This is a genomic window from Pseudomonas sp. rhizo66 (assembly GCF_031931925.1).
Lineage (GTDB): Bacteria > Pseudomonadota > Gammaproteobacteria > Pseudomonadales > Pseudomonadaceae > Aquipseudomonas.
The window spans coordinates 123447-147722 of sequence record NZ_JAUJWZ010000008.1 but is presented as its reverse complement, the minus strand read 5'-3'; the positions used below and the strand labels follow the sequence as shown (position 1 = coordinate 147722).

Annotated in this window: 27 protein-coding genes and 1 tRNA gene; 8 read left to right on the top strand and 20 right to left on the bottom strand. The window is 57.4% G+C overall.

All coding sequences use genetic code 11. From position 1 onward, the window contains the following. The 6 genes from pheT to thrS all read right to left on the bottom strand — a co-directional run bounded on the left by pheT (position 1) and on the right by thrS (position 6645). Entirely contained in the window at positions 1 to 2379 is a 2379-nt protein-coding gene (pheT, locus tag QZR14_RS12000; RefSeq protein ID WP_311996650.1) for a phenylalanine--tRNA ligase subunit beta, read from the bottom strand. Positions 2380 to 2405: 26 nt separating this feature from the next. Continuing rightward, positions 2406 to 3422, bottom strand: coding sequence for a phenylalanine--tRNA ligase subunit alpha (pheS, locus tag QZR14_RS11995; RefSeq protein ID WP_311996649.1), 1017 nt, complete (start codon positions 3420 to 3422; stop codon positions 2406 to 2408). A 109-nt stretch (positions 3423 to 3531) separates the two neighbouring features. Next, a complete protein-coding gene (gene rplT / locus QZR14_RS11990) occupies positions 3532 to 3888 on the bottom strand; it encodes a 50S ribosomal protein L20 (RefSeq protein ID WP_002553161.1) in 357 nt (118 codons plus the stop codon). 28 nt (positions 3889 to 3916) lie between these two features. Continuing rightward, positions 3917 to 4111: a 50S ribosomal protein L35 gene (rpmI, locus tag QZR14_RS11985; RefSeq protein ID WP_002553160.1), complete on the bottom strand. Its 195-nt coding sequence runs from the start codon at positions 4109 to 4111 to the stop codon at positions 3917 to 3919. A 60-nt stretch (positions 4112 to 4171) separates the two neighbouring features. Then, a complete protein-coding gene (infC, locus tag QZR14_RS11980) occupies positions 4172 to 4723 on the bottom strand; it encodes a translation initiation factor IF-3 (protein WP_170929410.1) in 552 nt (183 codons plus the stop codon). Next, a complete protein-coding gene (gene thrS / locus QZR14_RS11975; RefSeq protein ID WP_007913488.1) occupies positions 4723 to 6645 on the bottom strand; it encodes a threonine--tRNA ligase in 1923 nt (640 codons plus the stop codon). The genes infC and thrS overlap by 1 nt, the downstream gene beginning before the upstream one ends. A 371-nt stretch (positions 6646 to 7016) precedes the next feature. Here thrS and QZR14_RS11970 point away from each other — a divergent pair, with 371 nt between their 5' ends. Together QZR14_RS11970 and QZR14_RS11965 are read left to right on the top strand one after the other, a co-directional pair. Continuing rightward, positions 7017 to 7319: a hypothetical protein gene (locus tag QZR14_RS11970; RefSeq protein WP_122843586.1), complete on the top strand. Its 303-nt coding sequence runs from the start codon at positions 7017 to 7019 to the stop codon at positions 7317 to 7319. Positions 7320 to 7607: 288 nt separating this feature from the next. Then, on the top strand, positions 7608 to 7820 hold the full coding sequence (locus tag QZR14_RS11965; RefSeq protein ID WP_003179963.1) for a cold-shock protein: 213 nt from the start codon (positions 7608 to 7610) through the stop codon (positions 7818 to 7820). A gap of 72 nt (positions 7821 to 7892) precedes the next feature. Here QZR14_RS11965 and QZR14_RS11960 read toward each other — a convergent pair whose 3' ends face one another. Continuing rightward, on the bottom strand, positions 7893 to 8210 hold the full coding sequence (locus QZR14_RS11960) for an I78 family peptidase inhibitor (RefSeq protein ID WP_123448679.1): 318 nt from the start codon (positions 8208 to 8210) through the stop codon (positions 7893 to 7895). A gap of 168 nt (positions 8211 to 8378) precedes the next feature. Further along, on the bottom strand, positions 8379 to 8684 hold the full coding sequence (locus QZR14_RS11955) for a hypothetical protein (RefSeq protein ID WP_123448678.1): 306 nt from the start codon (positions 8682 to 8684) through the stop codon (positions 8379 to 8381). Between the two features lie 131 nt (positions 8685 to 8815). Between QZR14_RS11955 and QZR14_RS11950 the strand changes: the two genes are divergently transcribed. Next, entirely contained in the window at positions 8816 to 9028 is a 213-nt protein-coding gene (locus QZR14_RS11950) for a hypothetical protein (protein WP_250607251.1), read from the top strand. Positions 9029 to 9061: 33 nt separating this feature from the next. Here QZR14_RS11950 and QZR14_RS11945 read toward each other — a convergent pair whose 3' ends face one another. The 8 genes from QZR14_RS11945 to QZR14_RS11910 all read right to left on the bottom strand — a co-directional run bounded on the left by QZR14_RS11945 (position 9062) and on the right by QZR14_RS11910 (position 16685). Further along, a complete protein-coding gene (locus tag QZR14_RS11945) occupies positions 9062 to 10090 on the bottom strand; it encodes a nucleoside hydrolase (RefSeq protein ID WP_250607252.1) in 1029 nt (342 codons plus the stop codon). A gap of 32 nt (positions 10091 to 10122) precedes the next feature. Then, positions 10123 to 10527 (bottom strand): D-ribose pyranase, encoded by a 405-nt coding sequence (gene rbsD, locus QZR14_RS11940; RefSeq protein ID WP_250607253.1) that lies wholly within the window; start codon positions 10525 to 10527, stop codon positions 10123 to 10125. Beyond that, positions 10524 to 11441, bottom strand: coding sequence for a ribokinase (rbsK, locus tag QZR14_RS11935; protein WP_311996648.1), 918 nt, complete (start codon positions 11439 to 11441; stop codon positions 10524 to 10526). The genes rbsD and rbsK overlap by 4 nt, the downstream gene beginning before the upstream one ends. A 24-nt stretch (positions 11442 to 11465) precedes the next feature. Continuing rightward, positions 11466 to 12485, bottom strand: a complete 1020-nt coding sequence (locus QZR14_RS11930) for a LacI family DNA-binding transcriptional regulator (RefSeq protein WP_250607255.1) — start codon at positions 12483 to 12485, stop codon at positions 11466 to 11468. A 3-nt stretch (positions 12486 to 12488) separates the two neighbouring features. Then, positions 12489 to 13466, bottom strand: a complete 978-nt coding sequence (locus QZR14_RS11925) for an ABC transporter permease (RefSeq protein WP_123448673.1) — start codon at positions 13464 to 13466, stop codon at positions 12489 to 12491. Further along, positions 13463 to 15016, bottom strand: a complete 1554-nt coding sequence (locus QZR14_RS11920; protein ID WP_311996647.1) for a sugar ABC transporter ATP-binding protein — start codon at positions 15014 to 15016, stop codon at positions 13463 to 13465. The genes QZR14_RS11925 and QZR14_RS11920 overlap by 4 nt, the downstream gene beginning before the upstream one ends. Positions 15017 to 15072: 56 nt before the next feature. Then, positions 15073 to 16029 (bottom strand): sugar ABC transporter substrate-binding protein, encoded by a 957-nt coding sequence (locus QZR14_RS11915; protein WP_016984936.1) that lies wholly within the window; start codon positions 16027 to 16029, stop codon positions 15073 to 15075. 200 nt (positions 16030 to 16229) lie between these two features. Then, on the bottom strand, positions 16230 to 16685 hold the full coding sequence (locus QZR14_RS11910) for a hypothetical protein (protein WP_250607257.1): 456 nt from the start codon (positions 16683 to 16685) through the stop codon (positions 16230 to 16232). A 348-nt stretch (positions 16686 to 17033) separates the two neighbouring features. On the opposite strand from QZR14_RS11910, the gene QZR14_RS11905 reads away from it, so the two are divergent. The 3 genes from QZR14_RS11905 (at position 17034) to QZR14_RS11895 (ending at position 19284) form a co-directional block, all read left to right on the top strand. Next, positions 17034 to 18122 (top strand): asparaginase, encoded by a 1089-nt coding sequence (locus tag QZR14_RS11905; RefSeq protein ID WP_250607258.1) that lies wholly within the window; start codon positions 17034 to 17036, stop codon positions 18120 to 18122. A gap of 267 nt (positions 18123 to 18389) precedes the next feature. Continuing rightward, entirely contained in the window at positions 18390 to 18590 is a 201-nt protein-coding gene (locus QZR14_RS11900; RefSeq protein ID WP_250607330.1) for a DUF1654 domain-containing protein, read from the top strand. A 4-nt stretch (positions 18591 to 18594) separates the two neighbouring features. Beyond that, a complete protein-coding gene (locus QZR14_RS11895) occupies positions 18595 to 19284 on the top strand; it encodes an endonuclease (RefSeq protein WP_250607259.1) in 690 nt (229 codons plus the stop codon). A gap of 308 nt (positions 19285 to 19592) precedes the next feature. Here QZR14_RS11895 and QZR14_RS11890 read toward each other — a convergent pair whose 3' ends face one another. Further along, entirely contained in the window at positions 19593 to 19958 is a 366-nt protein-coding gene (locus tag QZR14_RS11890) for an SPOR domain-containing protein (protein WP_311996646.1), read from the bottom strand. Positions 19959 to 20208: 250 nt separating this feature from the next. Between QZR14_RS11890 and csrA the strand changes: the two genes are divergently transcribed. After that, a complete protein-coding gene (gene csrA / locus QZR14_RS11885) occupies positions 20209 to 20403 on the top strand; it encodes a carbon storage regulator CsrA (protein ID WP_003179932.1) in 195 nt (64 codons plus the stop codon). A gap of 214 nt (positions 20404 to 20617) precedes the next feature. Here the strand turns inward: csrA and QZR14_RS11880 are convergent, their stop codons facing one another. Together QZR14_RS11880 and QZR14_RS11875 are read right to left on the bottom strand one after the other, a co-directional pair. After that, positions 20618 to 21073: a DUF2214 family protein gene (locus tag QZR14_RS11880; protein WP_311996645.1), complete on the bottom strand. Its 456-nt coding sequence runs from the start codon at positions 21071 to 21073 to the stop codon at positions 20618 to 20620. 639 nt (positions 21074 to 21712) lie between these two features. Beyond that, positions 21713 to 21789: transfer RNA gene (locus QZR14_RS11875), tRNA-Val, on the bottom strand. 183 nt (positions 21790 to 21972) lie between these two features. Here QZR14_RS11875 and QZR14_RS11870 point away from each other — a divergent pair. After that, on the top strand, positions 21973 to 23256 hold the full coding sequence (locus QZR14_RS11870) for an NAD(P)/FAD-dependent oxidoreductase (protein ID WP_311996644.1): 1284 nt from the start codon (positions 21973 to 21975) through the stop codon (positions 23254 to 23256). 47 nt (positions 23257 to 23303) lie between these two features. On the opposite strand, the gene QZR14_RS11865 is transcribed toward QZR14_RS11870, so the two are convergent. After that, positions 23304 to 24275 carry an XdhC family protein gene (locus QZR14_RS11865; protein ID WP_311996643.1) on the bottom strand — a complete coding sequence of 324 codons (972 nt, stop codon included), beginning with the start codon at positions 24273 to 24275 and terminating at the stop codon, positions 23304 to 23306. Position 24276 lies beyond the last annotated feature (1 nt).

Sequence of the window (24276 nt, the reverse complement as noted above, 5' to 3'; positions counted from 1 at the left end):
TCACTTCCTTAACGTGGCGTTCAACCTTTGTTCGAGCGAGGTGAGGATATTTTGCGTCGTCGAATTCACCTCATCGTCATTAAGAGTGCGCGATGGATGCTGCCAGGTCAAGCCAACTGCAAGGCTTTTTCTATCAGGATCAATGCCTTTACCCTGATACACGTCAAACAGCCTGAGATCTGTGAGCCATTCACCTGCATTTTCACGGATTACGTCCAGTACAGCCGCGGCGGCGACGTCTTTGTGCGCAATCAGTGCAAGGTCACGACGCACTTCAGGAAAGCGCGACAACTCGTGGAATTTCGGCATTTTACCGAGTGCCACTTCAGCCAGAACCAGCTCGAAAACGAAGACCGGACGATCCAGACCCAAGGCTTTCGACAATTCAGGGTGAATGGCGCCGATGAAGCCGACTTCGCGACCTTCGCGCTCGATGCGCGCGGTTTGACCCGGGTGCAACGCCGGGTGTTTGCCCGGAGCAAAGGTGAACGAGTCCAGCGCACCGGCGAAGCCCAGCACCGCTTCCACGTCGGCTTTGACGTCGAAGAAATCAACCGTGTCGCGGCCTTGCGCCCAGCCTTCCGGCAGGCGGCTACCGCAAACCACACCGGACAGCATCGGCTCTTGCTTCAGGCCTTCGAGCTGACCGACGAAGCGCAGACCGCTTTCGAACAGACGCACGCGATCCTGCTGACGGTTGAGGTTGTGCTGCAACGCCTTCACCAGACCTGGCCACAGCGACGAACGCATGGCAGCCATGTCATTGGAAATCGGGTTAGCCAGCAACAGCGGCTCGACGCCCGGGTTGAACAGTTCGAACTGACGCGGATCGATGAAGCTGTAAGTAATCGCTTCCTGATAACCACGGGCTACCAGCAGACGGCGCAGTTCCGGCAGATCGCTACGCGCTTCAGCCTTGGCTTGCGGCGCCAGACGCGCTTGCGGGTAACGAACCGGCAGACGGTTGTAGCCGTACAGACGTGCCAGCTCTTCGATCAGGTCAACTTCCAGGCTGATGTCGAAGCGATGGCTTGGCACTTCTACGCGCCACTGGCCTTCGCCGTCGGAAGTAATGCCCAGACCCAGGCCACCGAGCAAACGCTCAACCTGGACCGAATCCATTTCCATACCGAGCATCTGGGTGATGCGCTGGGAACGAAGAGTAATCGGTGCGATCGACGGCAAGTGCTGTTCGCTGACGGTCTCGATGATCGGACCGGCTTCGCCGCCAGTGATGTCCAGCAGCAGGCCAGTGGCGCGCTCCATGGCTTCACGGGCCAGTTGCCAGTCAACGCCACGCTCGTAGCGGTGCGAAGCGTCAGTGTGCAGGCCGTAAGAACGCGCCTTGCCAGCAACAGCAATCTGGTCAAAGAAAGCGCTTTCCAGAAATACGTCGCGAGTGGTTGCGGACACACCGCTGTGCTCGCCACCCATGACACCGGCAATCGCCAGCGCGCGGGTATGGTCAGCGATCACCAGCGTATCGCTACGCAGGCTGACTTCCTGACCGTCGAGCAGTACGAGCTTCTCGCCCTCTTCCGCCATGCGCACACGAATGCCGCCATTGATTTCGGCGAGATCGAAGGCGTGTAGCGGCTGACCCAATTCGAGCATCACGTAGTTGGTGATGTCTACAGCAGCGTCGATGCTGCGCACGTCGGCGCGACGCAGACGCTCCACCATCCACAGCGGCGTCGGCTTGGACAGGTCAACGTTACGGATAACGCGGCCCAGGTAGCGCGGGCATGCCGCTGGGGCCAGTACTTCTACCGAACGCACTTCGTCGTGCACGGCAGGAACGGCTGGCACCACCGGGCGAGTCACAGGAGCGGCGTACAGCGCGCCGACTTCGCGGGCCAGACCGGCCAGGGACAGGCAGTCGCCACGGTTCGGAGTCAGATCGACCTCGATGCTGGCGTCTTCCAGATCCAGATACACGCGCAAATTTTCGCCCACCGGCGCATCGGCCGGCAGCTCCATCAGACCGTCGTTGCCTTCACCGACCTGCAGCTCAGCTTGCGAGCAGAGCATGCCGTTGGACTCAACGCCACGCAGCTTGGCATTCTTGATCTTGAAGTCGCCCGGCAGCTCAGCGCCGATCATGGCGAACGGAATCTTCAGGCCCGGACGCACATTCGGCGCACCGCACACGACCTGGAAAGTTTCCGCGCCATTGCTGACCTGGCACACACGCAGCTTGTCGGCGTCCGGGTGTTGCTCGGTGCTCAGCACCTCGCCCACCACCACGCCGCTGAATACACCGGCGGCCGGGGTCACGCTATCGACCTCAAGGCCCGCCATCGACAGACGAGCAACCAGCTCGTCGCGATTTACCTGCGGGCTAACCCAGCCACGCAGCCATTGTTCACTGAATTTCATCCTGCTCTCCTAAGAATTCGTTACGACTAGCGAAATTGCGCGAGGAACCGCAAGTCGTTGTCGAAGAACAGACGCAAGTCGTTCACGCCGTAACGGAGCATGGCCAGACGCTCGACACCCATGCCGAAAGCAAAACCGGAGAATTCTTCCGGATCAATGCCTGACATGCGCAGCACGTTCGGGTGAACCATGCCGCAACCCATCACTTCCAGCCAGCCGGTCTGCTTGCAGACGCGGCAGCCTTTACCGCTGCACATCACACATTCCATGTCGACTTCGGCGGATGGCTCGGTGAACGGGAAGTACGAAGGACGGAAACGTACGGCCAGCTCTTTCTCGAAGAACACCCGCAGGAACTCTTCGATGGTGCCTTTGAGATCGGCAAAATTGATGTCGCGATCCACCTGCAGGCCTTCGACCTGGTGGAACATCGGCGAGTGGGTGATATCGGAGTCGCTGCGATACACGCGGCCTGGGCAGACGATGCGGATCGGCGGCTGTTTCGATTCCATGGTGCGGACCTGTACCGGCGAGGTATGGGTGCGCAGCAACATGTTGGCATTGAAGTAGAAGGTGTCATGCATCGACCGGGCCGGGTGATGGCCTGGGATGTTGAGCGCTTCAAAGTTGTGATAATCGTCTTCGACCTCAGGGCCTTCGGCAATGCCGTAGCCGATGCGGGTGAAGAACTGTTCAACACGCTCCAGAGTCCGGGTCACCGGATGCAGACCACCAGAGGTCTGGCCACGGCCCGGCAATGTCACGTCAATGGATTCGGCGGACAGTTTGGCAGCCAGTTCGGCTTCTTCAAACAGAGCCATGCGCGCATTGAGAACGCCTGTAACACGTTCCTTGGCAACGTTGATCAGCGCACCGACTTGCGGGCGCTCTTCTGCCGGCAAATTCCCCAGGGTCTTCATCACCTGAGTCAATTCACCCTTTTTGCCAAGGTATTGAACCCGGATTTGCTCCAGGGCATTGATATCTTCAGCGCTTTGCACAGCCTCTAGTGCTTGAGAGACCAGCGCATCCAGGTTTTCCATGTACAGACTCCAGATACAAAATAGGGGAAGAGCTTGAAGGCTCTTCCCCTATTTATGACGTTTAACACCTGGCCCCACAGAGGTGAGGCCGGGTGACTGTCGGGGGTACTTAAGCCAAGGTGGCTTTAGCTTTCTCGACAATCGCAGCAAACGCCGCTTTTTCGTTCACTGCCAGATCAGCCAGAACCTTACGGTCGATCTCGATGGACGCTTTTTTCAGACCAGCGATGAAACGGCTGTAGGACAGACCGTTAACACGAGCACCAGCGTTGATACGAGCGATCCACAGAGCGCGGAACTGACGTTTTTTCTGACGACGGTCACGGTAGGCGTATTGGCCTGCCTTGATTACCGCTTGCTTGGCAACACGGAATACGCGGGAGCGTGCGCCATAGTAGCCTTTAGCAAGTTTCAGAATTTTTTTGTGACGTTTACGGGCAATGACGCCACGCTTTACACGAGCCATGAGTTACTTCCTCTATTCTTGACTAAAATTAACGAAGGCGCAGCATGCGCTCGACTTTTGCCACGTCAGACGGATGCAGCAAGCTGCTACCGCGCAGTTGACGCTTACGCTTGGTCGACATTTTAGTCAGGATGTGGCTCTTGAAAGCGTGCTTGTGCTTGATACCGTTAGCAGTTTTCAGAAACCGCTTAGCAGCACCACTTTTGGTTTTCATTTTTGGCATGTTCGGATACTCCGCATTCAGTTGATAAACATAATCAGAAGGCCTGCCGTGCCCTGTTGATTACTTCTTCTTTTTCGGGGCGATGACCATGATCAGTTGGCGTCCTTCCATCTTAGGATGCTGTTCGACCGAACCGTACTCGAGCAGGTCAGCTTCAACCCGCTTGAGGAGTTCCATCCCCAGCTCCTGGTGGGCCATCTCACGGCCGCGGAATCGCAAGGATACCTTGGCCCTGTCCCCATCACTCAGGAAACGTACCAGGTTGCGCAGTTTTACCTGGTAATCCCCTTCCTCCGTCCCTGGACGAAACTTGATTTCTTTTACCTGAATCTGCTTCTGGTTTTTCTTCGCCGCGGCAATCTGCTTCTTCTTTTCGAAGATCGATTTGCCGTAGTCCATCACACGGCAAACCGGTGGGACTGCGTCTGCGGAGATTTCTACCAGATCAAGCTTTGCTTCTTCAGCAATACGAAGCGCTTCATCAATCGAGACGATGCCAATCTGCTCGCCATCAGCGCCAATTAACCGAACCTCGCGTGCCGAGATATTCTCGTTGATCGGGGCTTTCGGTGCAGCTCGTTTATCTTGTCTCATTTCACGCTTAATAATAATTACTCCGAATCTGGGCGACCACGCCGGGAAACCGCTTGCGCGAGAAACTCAGCGAACTGGGCGACGGGCATCGAGCCCAGGTCAGCACCTTCACGAGTACGCACAGCGACAGTCTGCATCTCGACTTCCTTATCTCCGATAACCAAAAGATAGGGAACCTTGAGCAAAGTATGCTCGCGGATTTTAAAGCCGATCTTTTCATTTCTCAAGTCGGACTTGGCACGAAATCCGCTTTCGTTGAGAGTTTTTTCTACTTCTGCAACAAAATCTGCCTGTTTATCAGTGATATTCATGATCACCGCCTGGGTTGGCGCGAGCCACGCAGGGAACGCACCTTCGTAGTGCTCGATCAGAATCCCGACGAAACGCTCGAAGGAACCGAGGATCGCACGGTGCAACATCACTGGGTGTTTGCGGCTGTTGTCTTCGGAGACGTATTCAGCGCCCAAACGGACAGGCAGGTTAAAATCGAGCTGCAAGGTACCACATTGCCAGACGCGACCGAGGCAATCTTTCAGCGAGAATTCGATTTTCGGACCGTAGAAAGCACCCTCGCCCGGCTGCAGATCGTACGGCAGGCCCGCAGAATCAAGGGCTGCAGCCAATGCGGCTTCAGCGCGATCCCACAGCTCGTCGGAACCGACGCGTTTTTCCGGACGAGTGGACAGCTTCATCTCGACATCGGTAAAGCCGAAGTCACGATAAACGTCCATGGTCAGCTTGATGAACGCGGCGGACTCGGCCTGCATCTGCTCTTCGGTGCAGAAGATGTGGGCATCGTCCTGAGTGAACGCACGTACACGCATGATGCCGTGCAGCGCACCCGACGGCTCGTTGCGGTGGCAGGCACCGAACTCGGCCAGACGCATCGGCAGCTCGCGGTAGCTCTTCAGGCCCTGGTTGAACACCTGCACGTGGCACGGGCAGTTCATCGGCTTGATGGCGTAGTCGCGGTTTTCCGACTGAGTGGTGAACATGTTGTCGGCGTAGTTGGCCCAGTGCCCGGATTTCTCCCAGAGGCTGCGGTCAACGACTTGCGGCGTCTTGATTTCGAGGTAGCCGTTGTCGCGCTGAATCTTGCGCATGTACTGCTCGAGCACCTGGTACAGAGTCCAGCCGTTCGGGTGCCAGAACACCATGCCCGGGGATTCTTCCTGAGTGTGGAACAGGCCCAGACGCTTGCCGATCTTGCGGTGATCGCGTTTTTCAGCTTCTTCGATGCGCTGGATGTAAGCCGCCAGCTGCTTCTTGTCTGCCCAAGCGGTGCCGTAAACGCGCTGCAATTGCTCGTTCTTGGCGTCGCCGCGCCAGTAGGCACCGGACAGCTTGGTCAGCTTGAAGGATTTCAGGAAACGTGTGTTCGGCACGTGCGGGCCGCGGCACATGTCGACGTATTCTTCGTGATAGTACAGACCCATGGCCTGTTCGTTCGGCATGTCCTCGACCAGGCGCAACTTGTAGTCTTCGCCACGGGCCTTGAACACTTCGATCACTTCGGCGCGCGGAGTGACTTTCTTGATGACGTCGTAATCTTTCTCGATCAACTGCTGCATGCGCTGCTCGATCGCAGCCATGTCGTCCGGAGTGAAAGGACGTTCGAAGGCGATGTCGTAATAGAAGCCTTCGTCGATGACCGGACCGATGACCATCTTCGCAGTCGGGTACAGCTGCTTGACCGCATGGCCAACCAGGTGAGCGCAAGAGTGGCGAATGATCTCCAGCCCCTCTTCATCCTTAGGCGTGATGATTTGCAGGGTCGCGTCGCTGCTGATGATGTCGCTGGCGTCGACCAGTTGGCCATTGACCTTGCCGGCCAGTGTGGCTTTGGCCAGACCAGCACCAATGGATGCTGCGACCTCGGCTACGGAAACCGGGTGATCGAATGAACGTTGACTGCCGTCGGGAAGAGTAATAGTTGGCATGGCGCCTCCTCTCCTAGTGGTGACCCCTACCAAAGGTCACGTGGGTTGGGATGAGCCAGTACAAGATCCGATCCAGGCCATTCAATGACGAACGCCTGCCTTACAGCGGCAGGAGCCTTGCGGCCAACCGGAAAACCGAACCAGAGTGACTGGGATTCAAATCGAAATATTCGCACGTTGACCGCTGCCGGGACTGAAGGTCATCCGAAGCCTGAGAACGCTTGAGCCCGGCATGCTAGCACAGATGAGCGGTCACTTATGCCTCTGTTTGATCAGAAGGCAAATCGTCTGTTTTTATGCCAGAGTGCTGAACTTGATTGGCCTTTCAGCCCTCAGATAACAAGACATTGACCCACAAGGAGCATCCTCGCATGCGTCTGAATACCCTGTTCGCCGTAGTCGCCCCTATCGTCATGCTGCTGCCACTGAGCGCCCACGCCGACTGGCCGAAGGGCGAGCGCGAGAAGTACATGGCACAGTGCACCCAGGCGGCGACTCCGCAAATTGGTGCTGCTGCGGCCAAATCGCACTGCGCTTGCGGTGCTGATGCCATCAAGTCCTATCCTGCAGCCGACATTCAGTCCCTGATGGACAACAAAGCCACCCCTGAACTGCAGCAGAAAGCGCTCGGACAGATCGCCAAATGCAAGGCGAATACACCGGCGAAAAAGTGATTGGAAAAGCCTTCTGATTCGGCTCAGCGCCCCTGAAACAGGCTGAATTTGCGTCTTTTCAGACGATTTATGCAGGTTTTACAGGTTTTTTTATTGTCTTTACTTTCTGCTCAAAGCCTTTTAAACCGGGGCTTTCAGCGAAAACAGACAGCAAAGAAAACACGACTGATTGGCAAACAGCACGTCCGGGGGGCTCCCAAAGCGAACATTTCGACTATGATACCCGGGTGTGCCCAGTTGGCCTGAGCAGCACAGTACTGAAAAATATATGTTTCTTGGAGATACACCATGTCTAATCGCCAAACCGGCACCGTTAAGTGGTTCAACGATGAAAAAGGCTTCGGCTTCATCACTCCTCAAGGTGGCGGTGACGACCTGTTCGTACACTTCAAAGCTATCGAAAGCGACGGTTTCAAAAGCCTGAAAGAAGGCCAGACCGTTTCCTTCGTGGCTGAGAAAGGCCAAAAGGGTATGCAAGCTGCACAGGTTCGCCCAGAGTAATTTCCCGGCGCACTAAAAAAACCCCGTCCATGTGACGGGGTTTTTTATGCCTGCAACAAACGTGGTGCGTAATCAGCCGCAGTTGACGCGAGTGATTACCAGGTTGTTGTCAGTGTTCAGGTTCAAGCGATCGGAACGGTACTCGAGCGTGATCATGTCGTTCGGCTTGAGGAAACGGGCATTTTGCGCCCCGGCTTTGGCGCGCGCCTGCTCAAGTAGCTCTGGCGACGCTTTTTTGCCGATGGCGAACGCCGCCGCCGATGCTTCACAGCGGCTGTGACCGGCTTCGGTTGCCGCAGATTCCTTTGCCGACTCGCTGGAGGTCGTGCTGCAACCGGCCAACATGGCAGCGGCCATAAGTGCACCCAGTGTCGCGAACTTCAAAGGCATGAAGCCTCCTTGTTTTCAAATGGTTAAGCTGAGATCGTGCGACCGTCATTCCGCTGTTTGGTTTCACGGCCAGGGCCATCCCCCTGCCCCACGATAGGAAAAAAGCCGAGTGTGCCTCAGTCGCACGCAGCACTTCATCGATCAATCGTGACTGAATATGAACGGCGCTCAGTAGACGTCGATGTAGTCATACGGCGGATTCGGCCAGTTGTCCTTCAGTGCGTTGAAAATCTGCATCACCCACACTTCATCGCTGGCTGCGACATTGCCCACGTAGCCCGAACCCTTGGCCCAGGTTTCCAGGCGAAACAGCAAACCATCAATATCCTGCCCGCCGGTTACGCCTGAAGAAATGTAAGCAATACCGCCCTTGGTCACGCGCAACTGCGTGTGTTCGTCATCACTGGCAGAAGCGAGCATTTGGCGCACTGCGTCGAGCGTGAGGCCGTCAGGGGTGTTCAAATCGATCTGCACAGCACAATCCTTGGAAAACCTTGAAAGACCAAGTGTCGCATAGCGCAGCGCTCATGCCTAAGTCGCAGTGCCAAACGCCCGGCAAAATGGTTAACTCGCTCTCAGACATTCCTGACTTTTCGAGCGCACTCATGAGCACCGTAAGCATCACCGCCGACATCAAGGTCCTGTGGCCGAAGGGGCACAGTTCGTATAGCCCGGGCAGTTCGGAGGAGCTGGCATTGATCAGCATCGATTTGCTGGTCAAAACGATGGGAACACAAGGCGCACAAACGTTTATCGCACAGGTGTTCGAGCGGTATCAGCACGACCACAAGGCCACGCTGGATACCGAGAGGGAATAAAAACCCGCAGACTGGCATCTGCGGGCTTTGGCCTTACTTCAAACGCTTCAGACGCTCGGTCAACAGATCAAAGAAGCCTTGCGCGTCGCCGTTTTCCACCCAGAAGGCGTTTTTCGGCGCCTTCAGGCCGTCGTACCAGTCGACGATGGTCTGACCGAAAGTCGGTCCTTCACGGCTATCCACCACGACATTCACCGAACGACCGGTGAACAGTTCCGGCTTGAGCAGATAGGCCACAACGGTAGCGTCATGCACCGGGCCACCCGGAATACCGTAGTGCTCCATATCGCCTTTGATGTACTCGTTGAGAATGTCGCCGACAATCTTGCTCGCGTTGTTGTTCAGCGCAGCGATCTGTTTCAGGCGTGCATCACTGGTGAGGATCTTGTGGGTGACGTCCAGCGGCAGGTACGTCAGCTTCACGCCGCTCTTCAGAACCACTTCAGCCGCTTGCGGATCGGCGAACAGGTTGAATTCAGCCACCGGGGTGATGTTGCCACCGTTGAAGTGCGCACCGCCCATGATCACCACTTCCTTGATGCCCTGAACGATTTCAGGCTCTTGGATCAGCGCCAGCGCCAGGTTGGTCTGCGGACCGAGCATGGCGATCGTGATGCTGTGCGGCTTGGCTTTTTTCAGGGTATCGATCAGGTAGTTGACCGCATTGCCTTCAGCCAGACCCTTTTTCGGTTCGTGCACGGTGACACCCGACAGACCTTCCTTGCCATGGATGTTCTCGGCGTAGATCGGCGTGCGCATCAGCGGCTTCGGCGCACCAGCGTAAACCGGTACATCTTCGCGCCCTGCCCACTCGCGCGCCAGTCGTGCATTGCGCGAAGTCTTGTCGAGGCGCACGTTGCCGGCCACGGTGGTCAGCGCACGGATGTTCAGCTCGTCCGGCGAGGCCAGGGCGAACAGCAAGGCGACGACATCGTCAGCCCCCGGGTCGGTGTCGATGATCAGGTCGATTTTCTCCGCCGCCTGGGCGCCGGTGGCAGTGATGACGGACAAAAGCAAAAAGCTCCGGATGAGTTGATGCAGTTTCTGAGCATAGCGTTGCATGGCGCATTCCTTGTGCATGTGGAATCAAAAAATCAGAACGTAACCCCGGCGACCAGGACGATATTGCAGTAAGGCTGGCATTCACCTGTACGAACAATCGCCCGAGCCTGTCGGCTGAGAACCTTGAATTGCTCATGACTGAGCAGATCGCGCCGGCCCAGAGCGCCCTCTTCATTCAACTGCTCCAGCGTGTTCAGCGCGGTCGGTTGCTTGTCGAAGATTTCTTTGGCCAGTGCATGGCTTTCCACCTGCATCTCGCTGAGGACGACTTTCAGGGTGCTGATGAAGTCCGGCACACCGTGGGTCAGCGCCAGATCAATCAGCTCGACACCCGGCGGCACCGGCAGTCCGGCATCACCAATGACCACCATATCGCCGTGGCCCAAAGAAGCAATCAGCCGCGACAATGCGACGTTGAGCAGAGGAGTCTTTTTCATGCGGGTTTAAAAGCCTGTACGTCGGATAGGGTTGGAATGGAGGGTTGCGCGCCGGCACGGGTTACCGACAAGGCGGCGGCGATCTGCCCGAAACGAATTGCCTCGGCCTCGGACTTGCCATTGGCCAGCGCAGCGGCGAAACCACCGACGAAGGTGTCGCCTGCCGCTGTGGTGTCGACAGCCTTCACTTTCGGCGCCGGGAAATGCTCGAAGCGTTGGCCATTGGCGAACAGCGAGCCTTGAGCACCGAGGGTAATGATGACTTTGCCCGCGCCCATGGCGATCAGCTGGCTGGCTGCGCTTTCTGCCGTCTCCTGCGAGTCCACCGGCAACCCGCTCAACACCGCCGCTTCGCTTTCGTTGGGGATCAGGTAGTCGATCGCGGCAAACCAGTCCGCCGGAAGGGGACGACTGGCCGGTGCCGGATTAAGGATGACGACTTTACCCAGCGCACGTGCACGTTTAAGCGCATGCCCCACCGTGGCATCCGGAATTTCGAGCTGGCAAATGATCACGTCGGCGGCTTGCAGCACTGCATCAAACCGGTCGATCACTGCGGGCGTCATTGCACCGTTGGCACCGGCGACGATGACGATGGCGTTCTGACTGTTGTCATCGACCACGATCAACGCCACACCACTGGAATCATCGACCGCGCTCACAGCCAGGCAATCGATCTGCTCGGCCAGCAGGGCCTCGCGCAATTGCACGCCATAGTCGTCGTTGCCAACGCAACCGACCATCGCCACCTGTGCGCCCAATCGCGCTGCGGCCACTGCCTGATTGGCACCCTTGCCGCCGGAAACCGTGGCAAATGAATGTCCGATCAGCGTTTCACCGCCTACGGGCAGCCGCGGCGCCCGGGTCACCAGATCCATGTTCAGGCTGCCTATTACCACTACATTTGCTGGCATACATCATTACTCGTCAATTCGGTTTCAGCGGTATTCGGTGAACACGCCGGACAACGGGGCGGTCGATTCGCGCAAGACAATACTAGGGGTCACGATCCTTTGATCAGTGCCCAGGTTCGGCGTAGCAATCCTTCGCAGCAGCACTTCGGCCGCCATCTCGCCCAGTTGCAGGATCGATTGCCCCACCGTGGTGAGTGCCGGGTAGACGTAACGACTCATCTGGATATCGTCGAAACCGATCACCGACAGCTCACTCGGCACGCGCACATTTCGCTCCGCTGCCGCGCGCAGTACACCGATGCCGATCATGTCGTTACCTGCGAAAATCGCACTCGGCGGATTGCGCTCGAGAAGAATCGCCGCTGCGTTGTACCCGCCAGTACTGGTGAAATCACTTTCCAGCATTCGCTCCTGTCGGACCTCAACGCCCGCCTCTTTCAGCGCCCGGCAATAGCCGGCCTGACGCATTTGCGCAACACTGGTAGTGGCCGGGCCGCCGATGGTGGCGATGTCGCGGTGCCCCAACTCCAGCAAGTGCCGCGTAGCGAGGTAAGCGCCGTATTCGTGGTCGATGCGCACCAGATCGGCGTCGACACCCTCCAGACCACGGTCGACGATGACCATTGGCGTTTTCACCCCGGCCAGCCCCTGCGCCAGACCGCTGTCACCGCCCGCGGAAGCTACGATCAAACCGTCGATGCGCTTCTCCAGCAAGACGCGCAAATAGCTGCGCTGCTTGTCGGGGTTGTCGTCGGAGTTGCAGAGGATCACGCAGTAGCCGTTACGCTCGCAATAATCCTCGATACCCCGCGCCAACTCGGCGAAGTACGGGTTGAGACTGTTGGGCACCAGCAGGCCGATGGTCGCAGTCGTCTTGGCTTTCAGCGAGCGCGCCACCGCACTCGGTACATAGTCAAGGCTCTTGATCGCCGCCTCGACTTTCAGCCGCACTTCCTGACTGACCGGCCGGGTGTTGTTCACCACATGCGAAACCGTCGTATAGGAAATCCCCGCGAGGGCTGCCACGTCCTTGATCGTTGCCATGTGTTAGCCCCGGCGACTGGCGCGCTGACTGCGATAAGTGTCGAGCACCACCGCGATCACGATGACGGCGCCGGTGATGATTCGCTTGGTCGGTTCAGTCGCCCCGATCTGCGCCAGACCGGCCGCCAGGACCGAGATGATCAACACGCCAAAGAACGTGCTGATCACCGAACCACGCCCGCCCATCAGGCTGGTACCGCCGATGACCACAGCAGCGATCACTTGCAGCTCCAGGCCGGAACCGGCATTCGGATCAGCAGCTTCCAGACGGGAAATCTGAAACAGCGCGGCGATACCGGCCAGCAAACCCATCAGGCTGAATACCAGAATCTTGTAGGGTTTCGGATTGATCCCCGCAAGGCGCACTGCCTCTTCGTTGGTGCCGATGCCGATCAGGTAGCGACCGAACACCGTCCGGGTCAACACGGCCTGAGCAATGAAAATCACCAGCAAGGCAATGATGAACGATGGCGAGATACCGAACGCGATCGGGTTCGACAGCCAGGCAAACGAGTCACCGATGTATGCGGTGCGCGATCCGGTCATCTGATACGCCAGACCCCGAGCCATTTCCAGCACACCCAAAGAGACGATGAACGATGGAATCCGCCACGCCACCGTAATCGAACCGGTGACAGTACCGGCCAGCGCCGCCACTGCCATGCCGAGCAATGCCGACGGCAACACGCCCCAGCCCCAGCCGAGAATCGCAACGCTGACCGTCGAAGCGGCCAATGCGAGTACCGAACCCACCGACAGGTCGATGCCGCCAATGATCAACACGAAGGTCATGCCGACCGCCAGTACCATCAGATCAGGAATCTGGTTGGCCAGGGTGCTGAAGGTGTTATACGACAGAAAGTGGCTGCTCAAGACCGAGAACAGCGCAATCATCGCCAGCAAGGCGCCGGCCAGACCCAGATAAGTGCCCAGACCGTAGAAGTTGCCACTACGTTTGCCGGCAGGAGATGCAGTTTTCATGGGAGATCCCTAGGCGCCGCTTCATTGAGCAACGCATCACGTTTTTGGTAGCCGGCGAACGCGGCAGCAAGCAAGTCATCCTGGGTCCAGCTGTCACGCTCGAAGGTGTCGATCAAGCGCCCCGCCGACAACACGCCGATCCGGTCGCAGATCAACATCAGCTCACGCAGGTCACTGGACACCACCACCAGCGCTTTACCCTGCCGCGTCAGTTCGCCGAGCAAGGCGTAAATGTCAAACTTGGCGCCGACGTCGATGCCACGGGTCGGCTCGTCGAACAGCAGCACCGAACAATCGCGCTCCAGCCAGCGGCCAATCACGACCTTCTGCTGATTGCCACCGGACAGTTCTGAAACCAGCTGTGTCGGGCTCGAGCTGCGGATGCGCATGGCGTCGATCTGACGCTGCGCCAGAGCGATCTCGTCGCCGTTTTTGACGACTCCGCCACTGGAAATTTCCGGCATGTTACCCAGTGCAATGTTGGCGCTGATCGACTGACTCAGGAGCAGGCCTTCACCCTTGCGGTCTTCGGTAATCAACGCAATGCCGTTGCGCACGGCGTCGACGGGCGAGCGCACGCTGACCACTTTGGCCGGCGAGCCCAGCGCAATGGTGCCGCTGTCGGCAACGTCCGCACCAAAAATCAGTCGCAGCAGTTCTGTGCGCCCTGCCCCGATCAATCCGGAAATTCCGAAGATCTCGCCGGCGCGCACTTCAAACGAAACATCGCGCACTTTATCGGAACGAGTCAGGCCCTTGACCGTCAGCGCCGGCGCACCAACCTTGCGCGGCCCCATATCGATATGTTCGCCCAGCTCACGACCGACCATCAGTGTGACCAGTTGCTCACTGTTGTAATTGGCCATCGGCTCGACGCAGACCAGATTGCCGTCACGCAGCACGGCAATGCGCTGTGCGACTCGGGCAAGCTCTTCGAGGCGGTGGGAAATGTAGATGATCGAGACGCCGCGTGCCTGCAGACGAGTGATCTGCTCAAAGAGCATTTCGACTTCCCGTGCGGTCAGCATCGCGGTCGGCTCATCGAGGATCAGCACATGGCAATCGCCAATCAGGTTGCGGGCGATTTCGACCATCTGCTGATGCCCGATCCCCAGCTCGCCGACCAGCGTATCCGGATCAATCGCGTCGAGGCCGACTTGTGCCATCGCTTCGACTGCAGCCTTGCGCAATTGCTTGCGACTGATCCAGCCGCCGTTGCTTGGCAGGTTGTCGAGAAACAGGTTTTCCGCGACCGACAATGTCGGCAACAGATTGAGTTCTTGCATGACCATGCGCACGCCAAGTTCTTCAGCCTGGGTACGACTGCCCGGACGGTAGTCCTTGCCGTGGAATTGCATCTGGCCGGTGGTCGGCGTGACCAGTCCGCCAATGATCTTCGACAGGGTACTTTTGCCGGCACCATTCTCGCCGGTCAGCGCCAGCACTTCACCGCGCATCAGCGTCAAATCGATGCCGGTGAGCACCGGTTGCGCATAGGTCTTACCGATACCGCTGACCGAGAGGACAGCGTTCGGGGCGGAAACTGACATAAAAACTCTCCATGCGCTCGCCCGGACGGACGAGCGCCGTTGTGTCGCCAGAAGACTTACTTGGTGACCAGCTCGACCGGGGTTTCGATCACGCCATTGGCGCCGCTGTCGACTTTTTCGCCCTTGATGATTTTCAGCGCAGTTTCGATGCCGAACACAGCTTGTTTGGCAGCGAACTGGTCAGCGGTGGCCAAGACACGACCGTCCTTCAACATTGGCTTGATGGCATTGATGTTGTCGTAACCGACCACCTGAACCTGACCTGCCTTGCCAGCGGCACGTACTGCGGAAACGGCACCAACGGCCATGCTGTCGTTACCGGCCAGCAGTGCTTTGACGTCCGGGTATTCGCTGAGGATCGAAGCGGCAACCTTGTTGCCCTTGTCGATTTCCCAGTCACCGGATTGCAGGGAAACGATCTTGATCTGTGCAGCGTCCATTGCATCCTTGAATCCAGCGGTACGTTGCTGGGCATTGGTGGTCGTGGACACGCCTTCAATGATGCCGACTTCGTCACCGGCCTTGAGCTGCTTGGCCAGGTATTCGCCGACCAGACGCGCACCTTTACGGTTGTCCGGGCCTACGAATGGCACACTGATGTTTTTGCTTTTGACGATGGCCGGATCGAGCTGGTTGTCGATGTTGATCACGGTAATGCCAGCATCGACGGCTTTCTTGATCACCGGCACCATGGCCTTGGAGTCGGAAGGCGCGATCACCAGCGCATTGACCTTGGCCAGAATCATCTGCTCGACGATGCGGGTCTGGCCGGCAGTATCGGTTTCGTCCTTGATGCCGTTGGAGATCAGATCGAAATCAGCGGAGTGTTCTTTCTGGTAGGCCTTGGCGCCATCTTCCATGGTCAGGAAGAATTCGTTGGCCAGAGACTTCATGACCAGCGCGACTTTGGGTTTTTCGGCGGATTCGGCGAATGCCGAGGAGACAGGTAGTGCAGCGGCTGTGGCAGCCAGCATAGCGACAGCAAGAAGACGTCCAGCGAATGGCAGCTTCATGGGTTCACTCCGATCTTATGATTATTGTGAGCAACGCTTGCGCTGGCGTAAGCTACCTGGCTATCTGCAGGGCCATAGTGCGCCGAGAGCGCCGCGCAAACGTTTGCGTAGACCGAACTATGCGAATCCCGCCGGCATTTGTCAACAATCAGAAATCGGTATTGCTTAAAGGGCGAATCCGCTGCTTCGCCCTCCGATGATCACGCCGTGGTATTGACCATGTTGCCGCTGGTGGAGCCCTTGGACATTTCCTTGAGCAACGCAGCCGCGACTTCCATGAGTGCGCCGCTGGTCTGCGCGATCTGCCCCTGAATGGACATCACCGCCTGCGACTTGGCCTCCGGCGTCGGATAGCTCGCAGCCTGGGCCGCCGCCAGTTGCTGTTGCTGCTCCTGCAGTTGCTTCTGTAATTCCTTCATCCGCTTGAGCAGCATTTTCACGGTGACATTCAGACTGTCGCCGCTGTCCGCGCTATCGGCCTGGCTGGCTTCTTGCGCAGGGCCACCGGTCCTGACCTGTTTGCTCGGCTCTTTTTCAACACCCAGCGCCTCGTCGGCAGCGTCCGCTTCTGCCTTGTTCATTGCATTGATCGTCGCTGCGGTTTTACCGCCGATGGTGACTGTACCCGGGTTTGAAAAACCGATCGTCAGTGACATGTGAACTCCCTAAAAAAGCGTTTCCCAGAACACCCATCGGCCTGAAGGCCGGTTTCTTTAGCAGAGAATCCCGAGCCGGCAACCGGTTTCATTCGACAAAAGCGGTAGTCCCTTTCGGTGAACCGAACGCGAAAGCTTCCAATGTTCGGAAACCCGGATAAACGTTTCAACAAGCCACTCGCAAACCAATAAAAACTTGATTTAAATCATCAGGTTAAACATTTCTCTAACGCAAAGTTCGGCTGGTACAGATCCTGCTCCCTTCACCGCACCCCGGGCATCCAGATCGGCTTGGGGTGATCTAGATGAACCTGCATCAGCACCGTCTCACTACTAGAGAGAAAAATAATGAAATCTGCTTTCAACACTTTGGTTCCGGGCGCTTTGGCCCTTCTCCTGCTCCTGCCCACCGCCCTCCAGGCGAAAGAAGTCGAAACCCAGGCCAAGCTCGCCAACGTTGTGGTACTTGCCACCGGCGGCACCATTGCCGGCGCCGGCGCGAGCGCCGCCAACAGCGCCACCTATCAGGCAGCGAAGGTTGGCGTCGAACAATTGATCGCCGGCATTCCCGAGCTGAGCAAACTGGCGAATGTGCGTGGCGAACAAGTCATGCAGATTGCTTCAGAAAGCATTACCAACGAAAACCTGCTGCAACTGGGTCGTCGCGTAGCCGAACTGGCTGACAGCAAAGACGTCGATGGCATCGTCATCACCCACGGCACCGACACCCTGGAAGAAACCGCTTACTTCCTCAACCTGGTAGAAAAAACCGATAAGCCGATCATCGTCGTCGGTTCGATGCGTCCGGGCACTGCGATGTCCGCTGATGGCATGCTCAACCTGTATAACGCCGTGGCCGTGGCCAGCAGCAAAGAAGCGCACGGCAAAGGCGTACTGGTGACCATGAATGATGAAATCCAGTCCGGTCGCGACGTCAGCAAAATGATCAACATCAAGACCGAGGCCTTCAAAAGTGCCTGGGGCCCACTAGGCATGGTGGTTGAAGGCAAGTCCTACTGGTTCCGCTTGCCAGCCAAGCGTCACACCATGGATTCGGAATTCGACATCAAAAACATCAAGAGCCTTCCTGATGTGGAAATCGCCTATTCCTACGGCAATGTGAGCGATACCGCCTACAAGGCTCTCGCGCAGTCGGGTGCCAAGGCGATCATCCATGCCGGCACCGGTAACGGCTCGGTATCCTCCCGCGTGGTTCCAACCCTGCAAGCGCTGCGCAAGGATGGCGTGCAAATCATTCGTTCGTCCCACGTCAACGCTGGCGGCTTCGTTCTGCGTAACGCCGAACAGCCAGACGACAAATACGACTGGGTTGTCGCTCACGACCTGAACCCGCAGAAAGCCCGCATCCTGGCAATGGTCGCCCTGACCAAGACCAACGACAGCAAAGAGTTGCAGCGGATGTTCTGGGAATACTGATTCGCCTTCGCCCGATCAATTCCAGATCGGGCAACCTGAACACTACTCGCCCAATAGGCGGGTAGTGAATCGCCTACAGCGCTCCCGCACTTTTCCCACAAAAAAGTCGACACGACCTACACCAAAATCCGAAAACCGCTGTCAGAGGATTTTCTTGAATTTTAAGCAGTTGCGAAAAAGCTTACAGTTAAATACTGTACGCACGTACAGCTTAATAAGGATAACCTCGTGGCCACCTCCCCTGATGCTCCTGACGCTTACGAACGCATGGGCATGCGCGTTCAAAAAATCATCAATTCCCCCACCGCACAGAAAGCCAAAGCCGCACTGATCTTCCGTTTGCCGGACGAGCCGATGGACGAGTGGGAGCGCCTGCTCGAGGAAATCGACGAGAACGACAACGTCACCCTCGCCTATCGCGACGACGGTGGCGTGCAGATTTTTTGGGTTGTACCGAAGGAAGATTGATTCAATGAGTGTCCGCTGTTTTGCTTTGCTACTGCTGTTCGTCACCCTGGGTGCCCAGGCTGGCGCCCCCCGCACATTCACCGAAGCCAAGAAGGTCGCCTGGAAACTGTATGCACCGCAGTCCACAGAGTTTTATTGCGGGTGCAAGTACACCGGCAACAAGGTTGACCTGAAAGCCTGCGGTTACGTACCGCGCAAAAATGCCAAGCGCGCGTCACGCATCGAATGGGAACACATCGTGCCTGCCTGGCAGTTCGGTCATCAGCGCCAATGCTGGCAGGAAGGTGGGCGCAAGAACTGTACGCGTTACGACCCAAGCTACCAGAAAGCTGAAGCCGATCTGCATAACCTGGTGCCGAGCATTGGCGAGGTCAATGGCGATCGCAGCAACTTCAGCTACGGCTGGTTGCCCGTGCAGTCCGGGCAGTACGGTTCATGCCTGACCCAGGTCGACTTCAAGGCGAAGAAAGTCATGCCTCGCCCTTCGATTCGCGGCATGATCGCCCGCACGTACTTCTACATGAGCAAGCAGTACGGCTTGCGGCTGTCGAAACAGGATCGACAATTGTATGAGGCATGGGACAAGACTTACCCGGTGCAGGATTGGGAACGTCAGCGCAATCAGAGTGTGGCATGCGTGATGGGGCGCGGTAATGAATTTGTCGGCCCGGTGAACATGAAAGCCTGCGGCTGATTTCAGCGCAGACAAAAAAGGCCTCGAACGTGATGTTCGAGGCCTTTTTGTTTGTGTCTGGATGGCCGACTTGTTGTGCCGCCAGTTGTCGATCAAACCAAGTGATTCACGGGGTATGCCGCGCTCTTTGATCGAGTATCTGCGCAAGTTTCATGACGGCTGTCGACTCTCCGGCAATCCAGCCGTAAACCCCTCATGGGAGGCGTCGGCGATTTCCCGGAGAATGTCCTTTGCCATGTCGACGTCAGCCAATTCAATCGCTTGTCCCGCAGCAGTCCTATCAACTGGCAGAGTCGCCGCCCGCTCATTCACGGCGTGAGCGGATGCTCGACCAATACGGACTCAATATTCTGTTTCTTGGCCTTCACCAACGCCGCATCCACTTGTACCTTGCGCGCTTCAGCTTCGGCCTGAGAGTTGAACGGACCAATCAGAATTCGCGTTTTGCCGCTGCTGTCCTTGATCACCGTGGGCACGAAGGCGTGCTCGATCAGCCAGCCACTCAGGTCGCTGACAGCCTGTGGAGTTTCGCCGCGCACTTCGAGATCCCATTGCGGCGCTACAGACGCCGGCGCGGTTACTGCAGCCGATTGTGGTTTTGGTGCATCTGCATTCTTGCCTTCACCACACCCTGCCAATACCAGTGCCACGACTACCCAAACCAATTTGCGCACAACGCTTTCCTCGAAATTCTCAAAGCGGCGATCTTATCATTCATAAATACTTCGCGAGCCCCGCAAAATGGGCACAAAACAACGAGATTGATGCTTGCAGCCTCTGTATAGTTACGCCCTGGGAATTAATGCCGCTTCTGCGCGTCAGAAAGAGGCACCCAAACCGTGAGACTTCGCACTAATCTATACGTACCACCGACCTCTGCACTGTCTGAATCAGGTGCCCTACAAAGCAATCAAGGAGAAGACCATGCTGATACTCACCCGCAAAGTCGGTGAAAGCATAAACATCGGTGATGACATCACTATCACCATTCTGGGCGTAAGCGGCCAACAGGTCCGCATTGGTATCAACGCTCCGAAAAACGTTGCAGTGCACCGTGAAGAGATTTACCAGCGCATTCAGGCTGGCCTGACCGCCCCGGACAAGCCACAAACTCCCTGAGCCAGATCGCAGTCAGTAGCCAGTCCGTTTACCTTGTGGAATGACTGGCTAGAGATTCACGCGCCGTATTGCCATCCGCTCCCCACTCTGCTGGGCACGGCGCCTGACACGCTAAATCCGATTTCCCCCCCTTATTCCCTTGCCGGCCGATACTACCTGCCATCCCCCAGACTGGCTGTCGGACGTTTCCGATAGAGCGCGGAGAATTCGCCCTCTAACTGAATGTCACACCACGCGCCATGCCTGTGGCTGCAAGCACCATCAGCACCAATAACAACGCCTCGACATGACTGATTCTTGCGTACAGCCTTGCTCGCCTGACATCGAGCGGCGTACCCCGCGCTTTTGCAATACGCCACTTCACCAAGGTAATCATCGGCGCGAGCTCAATCAGCAGAATCAGCACGAACAGCGTCATCTTCAGATGGAACAGCGGCTGATGAAGATAATAGTCAGTGCCCTTTTCATAGCCGCCAAAGGCACGCATTGCCCCGGTGACCAGCAGGATCAGTGCGGAAATCCCCCATATATTGTCAGCCAGTAAAACTCGGCCCTGCTCTCCCGCCCCGGCTGCCAGACGATTGAACGCCGCTCCACGCGTCAGCACCGCCCAGAAGCCCATGGCGAAAGCGAGTAAGTGAATAGCAGCAAGAAACCAGTGAACCAGCATCGACACACCCCATCAGAAAGAGTTGAAAATCGGCCAGTCAGTAGTAGTCGAAAAAATCGGGATGCGCCTGCGAGAAAATCGCTGGTATTCACGAGAGATCGTGAGGAGGACTCGAAGCGGCAAAAGCCAAATCGCAGACAAAAAAAATCCCAAGCAGCTGATGGAAGCTTGGGATTTAAAAATGCATAAACCGTGGTGGTGAACGCGGGACGAATGTTACTTAATTCCACGACCAGTAACAACGATTTTTTGATAACCGGTTGGTTAGTAACACTCGTAAGCTGTTCAATATCCACACTTTTTCAAAGGGCGCTGGCGACGAACGGCGAATCTCCAGTCCGTCGCCTGTTCTGACGAAGGTGAAACAGTCGACCATCATTACCAAACACGAAGGCATGTGCGTGCAAATCAACTAGAACCGAATAACGATGAAGCACGACTCGCAGCGGATCAACATTACTCACTACAACGCCGACAACGATAACCCCGTAGCGAACATACCCGACGCCCGATGAAGTGGACTCAGGATGTGGCGCTCTGAGGCGGAGGTTTTGCGAAAGCTTTGCAAATTGCAGACAACAAAAAAGGGCCCACCTTTCGGTGAGCCCTTCTAGACCGCCCAGCAGAGCGGATTTTGTTTGGTAGGCGCGATTGGACTCGAACCAACGACCCCCACCATGTCAAGGTGGTGCTCTAACCAACTGAGCTACGTGCCTGCTGTGAGGCGGCATTCTACGGAATTCCCGAGGGGTGTCAACACCTTTTTTTCACCTAACCCTATGAATATGCAAAATATTTAATTTCGGGTCGGCAACGGAGATTTTCCGGTGGCTGGCGGAGGTTTTTCAACTCGGGTAGGATCGACGCACTCGTAAAATATATTAAACAGAGGCTGCAGGATGGCGAACACCCTTTACCCAGAGTCTTATTACGCTGCGTCGGCCAATGCCGTACCGCCCCGCCCTGCCTTGCAGGATGATGTGGAGACGGACGTCTGTGTGATCGGCGCCGGGTATACCGGATTGTCCTCAGCGCTGTTTCTGTTGGAGAACGGTTTTCGCGTCACCGTACTGGAGGCTGCCAAGGTCGGGTTCGGCGCGTCGGGGCGCAATGGCGGGCAGATCGTTAACAGTTATAGCCGTGACATTGATGTGATCGAGCGCAGCGTCGGCCCCAAGCAGGCGCAACTGCTTGGGCAGATGGCGTTCGAAGGCGGCCGGATCATTCGTGAGCGCATAGCCAAATACAACATCCAGTGCGACCTGAAGGACGGTGGCGTGTTCGCCGCGCTGACGACCAAGCAGATGGGCCACCTGGAATCGCAGAAGCGTCTCTGGGAGCGCTTCGGCCATACGCAACTCGAATTGTTGGATCAGCGCCGTATTCGCGAAGTGGTGGCGTGCGATCAGTACGTCGGCGGCATGCTCGACATGAGCGGCGGGCACATTCATCCGCTGAACCTTGCGTTGGGCGAAGCGGCAGCGGTCGAGTCACTCGGCGGCACCATTTATGAACAGTCGCCTGCAGTACGCATCGAGCGCGGCGCCAACCCGGTTGTGCACACGCCGCAGGGCAAGGTCAGGGCCAAATTCATCATCGTCGCGGGCAATGCCTACCTCGGTAATCTGGTGCCGGAGCTTGCGGCCAAATCGATGCCGTGCGGCACGCAAGTCATCACCACCGAGCCGCTGGGTGACGAACTGGCGAATGCGCTGCTGCCGCAGGACTACTGCGTTGAAGACTGCAATTACCTGCTCGACTACTACCGCCTCACGGGCGACAAGCGCCTGATCTTCGGCGGCGGTGTGGTGTATGGCGCGCGCGATCCGGCGAACATCGAAGCAATCATCCGCCCGAAAATGCTCAAGGCCTTCCCACAGCTCAAGGATGTGAAGATTGACTACGCCTGGACCGGAAACTTCCTGCTGACCCTGTCGCGCTTGCCACAGGTCGGGCGCCTGGGCGACAACATCTATTACTCGCAAGGCTGCAGCGGCCATGGCGTGACCTACACGCATTTGGCAGGCAAGGTCCTCGCTGAAGCGTTGCGCGGCCAGGCCGAGCGTTTCGATGCGTTTGCCGACCTGCCGCACTATCCGTTCCCCGGCGGGCAGTTGCTGCGCACGCCATTTGCCGCGTTGGGCGCGTGGTATTACGGGTTACGCGACAAATTCGGGATGTAAAAAAAGGGCCGCTGAACAGCGGCCCTCTTATTCAACACTGAACGGCTTCAGAGCTGATCCCGAGCAATCCCGCTACGGATGCGCAAGATATCCGCCAGCACCGCCAGCGCGATTTCCGCTGGCGTCTTGCTGCCGAGATTGAGACCGATCGGCGCATGAATCCGCGCCAACTCCGCCGCGCCCAAGCCACCAATGCGCTGCAAACGCTCGAAGCGCTTCCGTGACGTCTGCAACGAACCCATCACGCCAATGTAGAACGCTTCGGTGCGCACCGCTTCCATCATCGCCAGGTCATCGATGCGCGGATCATGGGTCAGCGCCACCACCGCCGTATCGCGATGGCAGCCACCGTCAGCAATAAACACCGACGGCAATTGCCGGCGAATCTCCACGCTATCAAGCACTACACCTTCCAGCACTTCATCGCGTGGATCACAGAGAATCACTTCAAAGCCAAGACCGACTGCAAATTCGGCACACGCCTGCGCCACGCTGGAATACCCGGCGAGCAACAAACGCTGCGCCGCGCCGACACGAATGCGCACCCGATCGATCTCGCGTTCGATCCGCGCACCCTGCTCGCGATCAGCGAACAGACTGCGCGCACCGCTGGCCAGATCGACCTCGCGAATCAAGCGGCGCTGACCGAGCAGCGCCGACTCCAGTTCACGCAGATGCGCCTGTACCTCGCAGTCGGCGTCAAATTTCTCTACCAGCACATCGAGAATGCCGCCACAAGGCAGGCTGACCCGCGAGCGCGGATCATCACCCTCCCCATATCGCACGACGTTGACCGCATCAAGAAACGCCCCTTCGGCGACGCGCTCAAGGAAATCTTCCTCGACGCAACCGCCGGACAGCGAGCCGATCCACTGTCCGCCCTCGTTCACCACCAGCAGCGAACCCGGCGCACGCGGTGCCGAGCCGTAAGTGGTCAGCACAGTGCAGAGCCAGATGCGCTGCCCTGCCACCGACCACTCCAGCGCCCGGCGCACCACTTGCAGATCGAGATGCTGCATG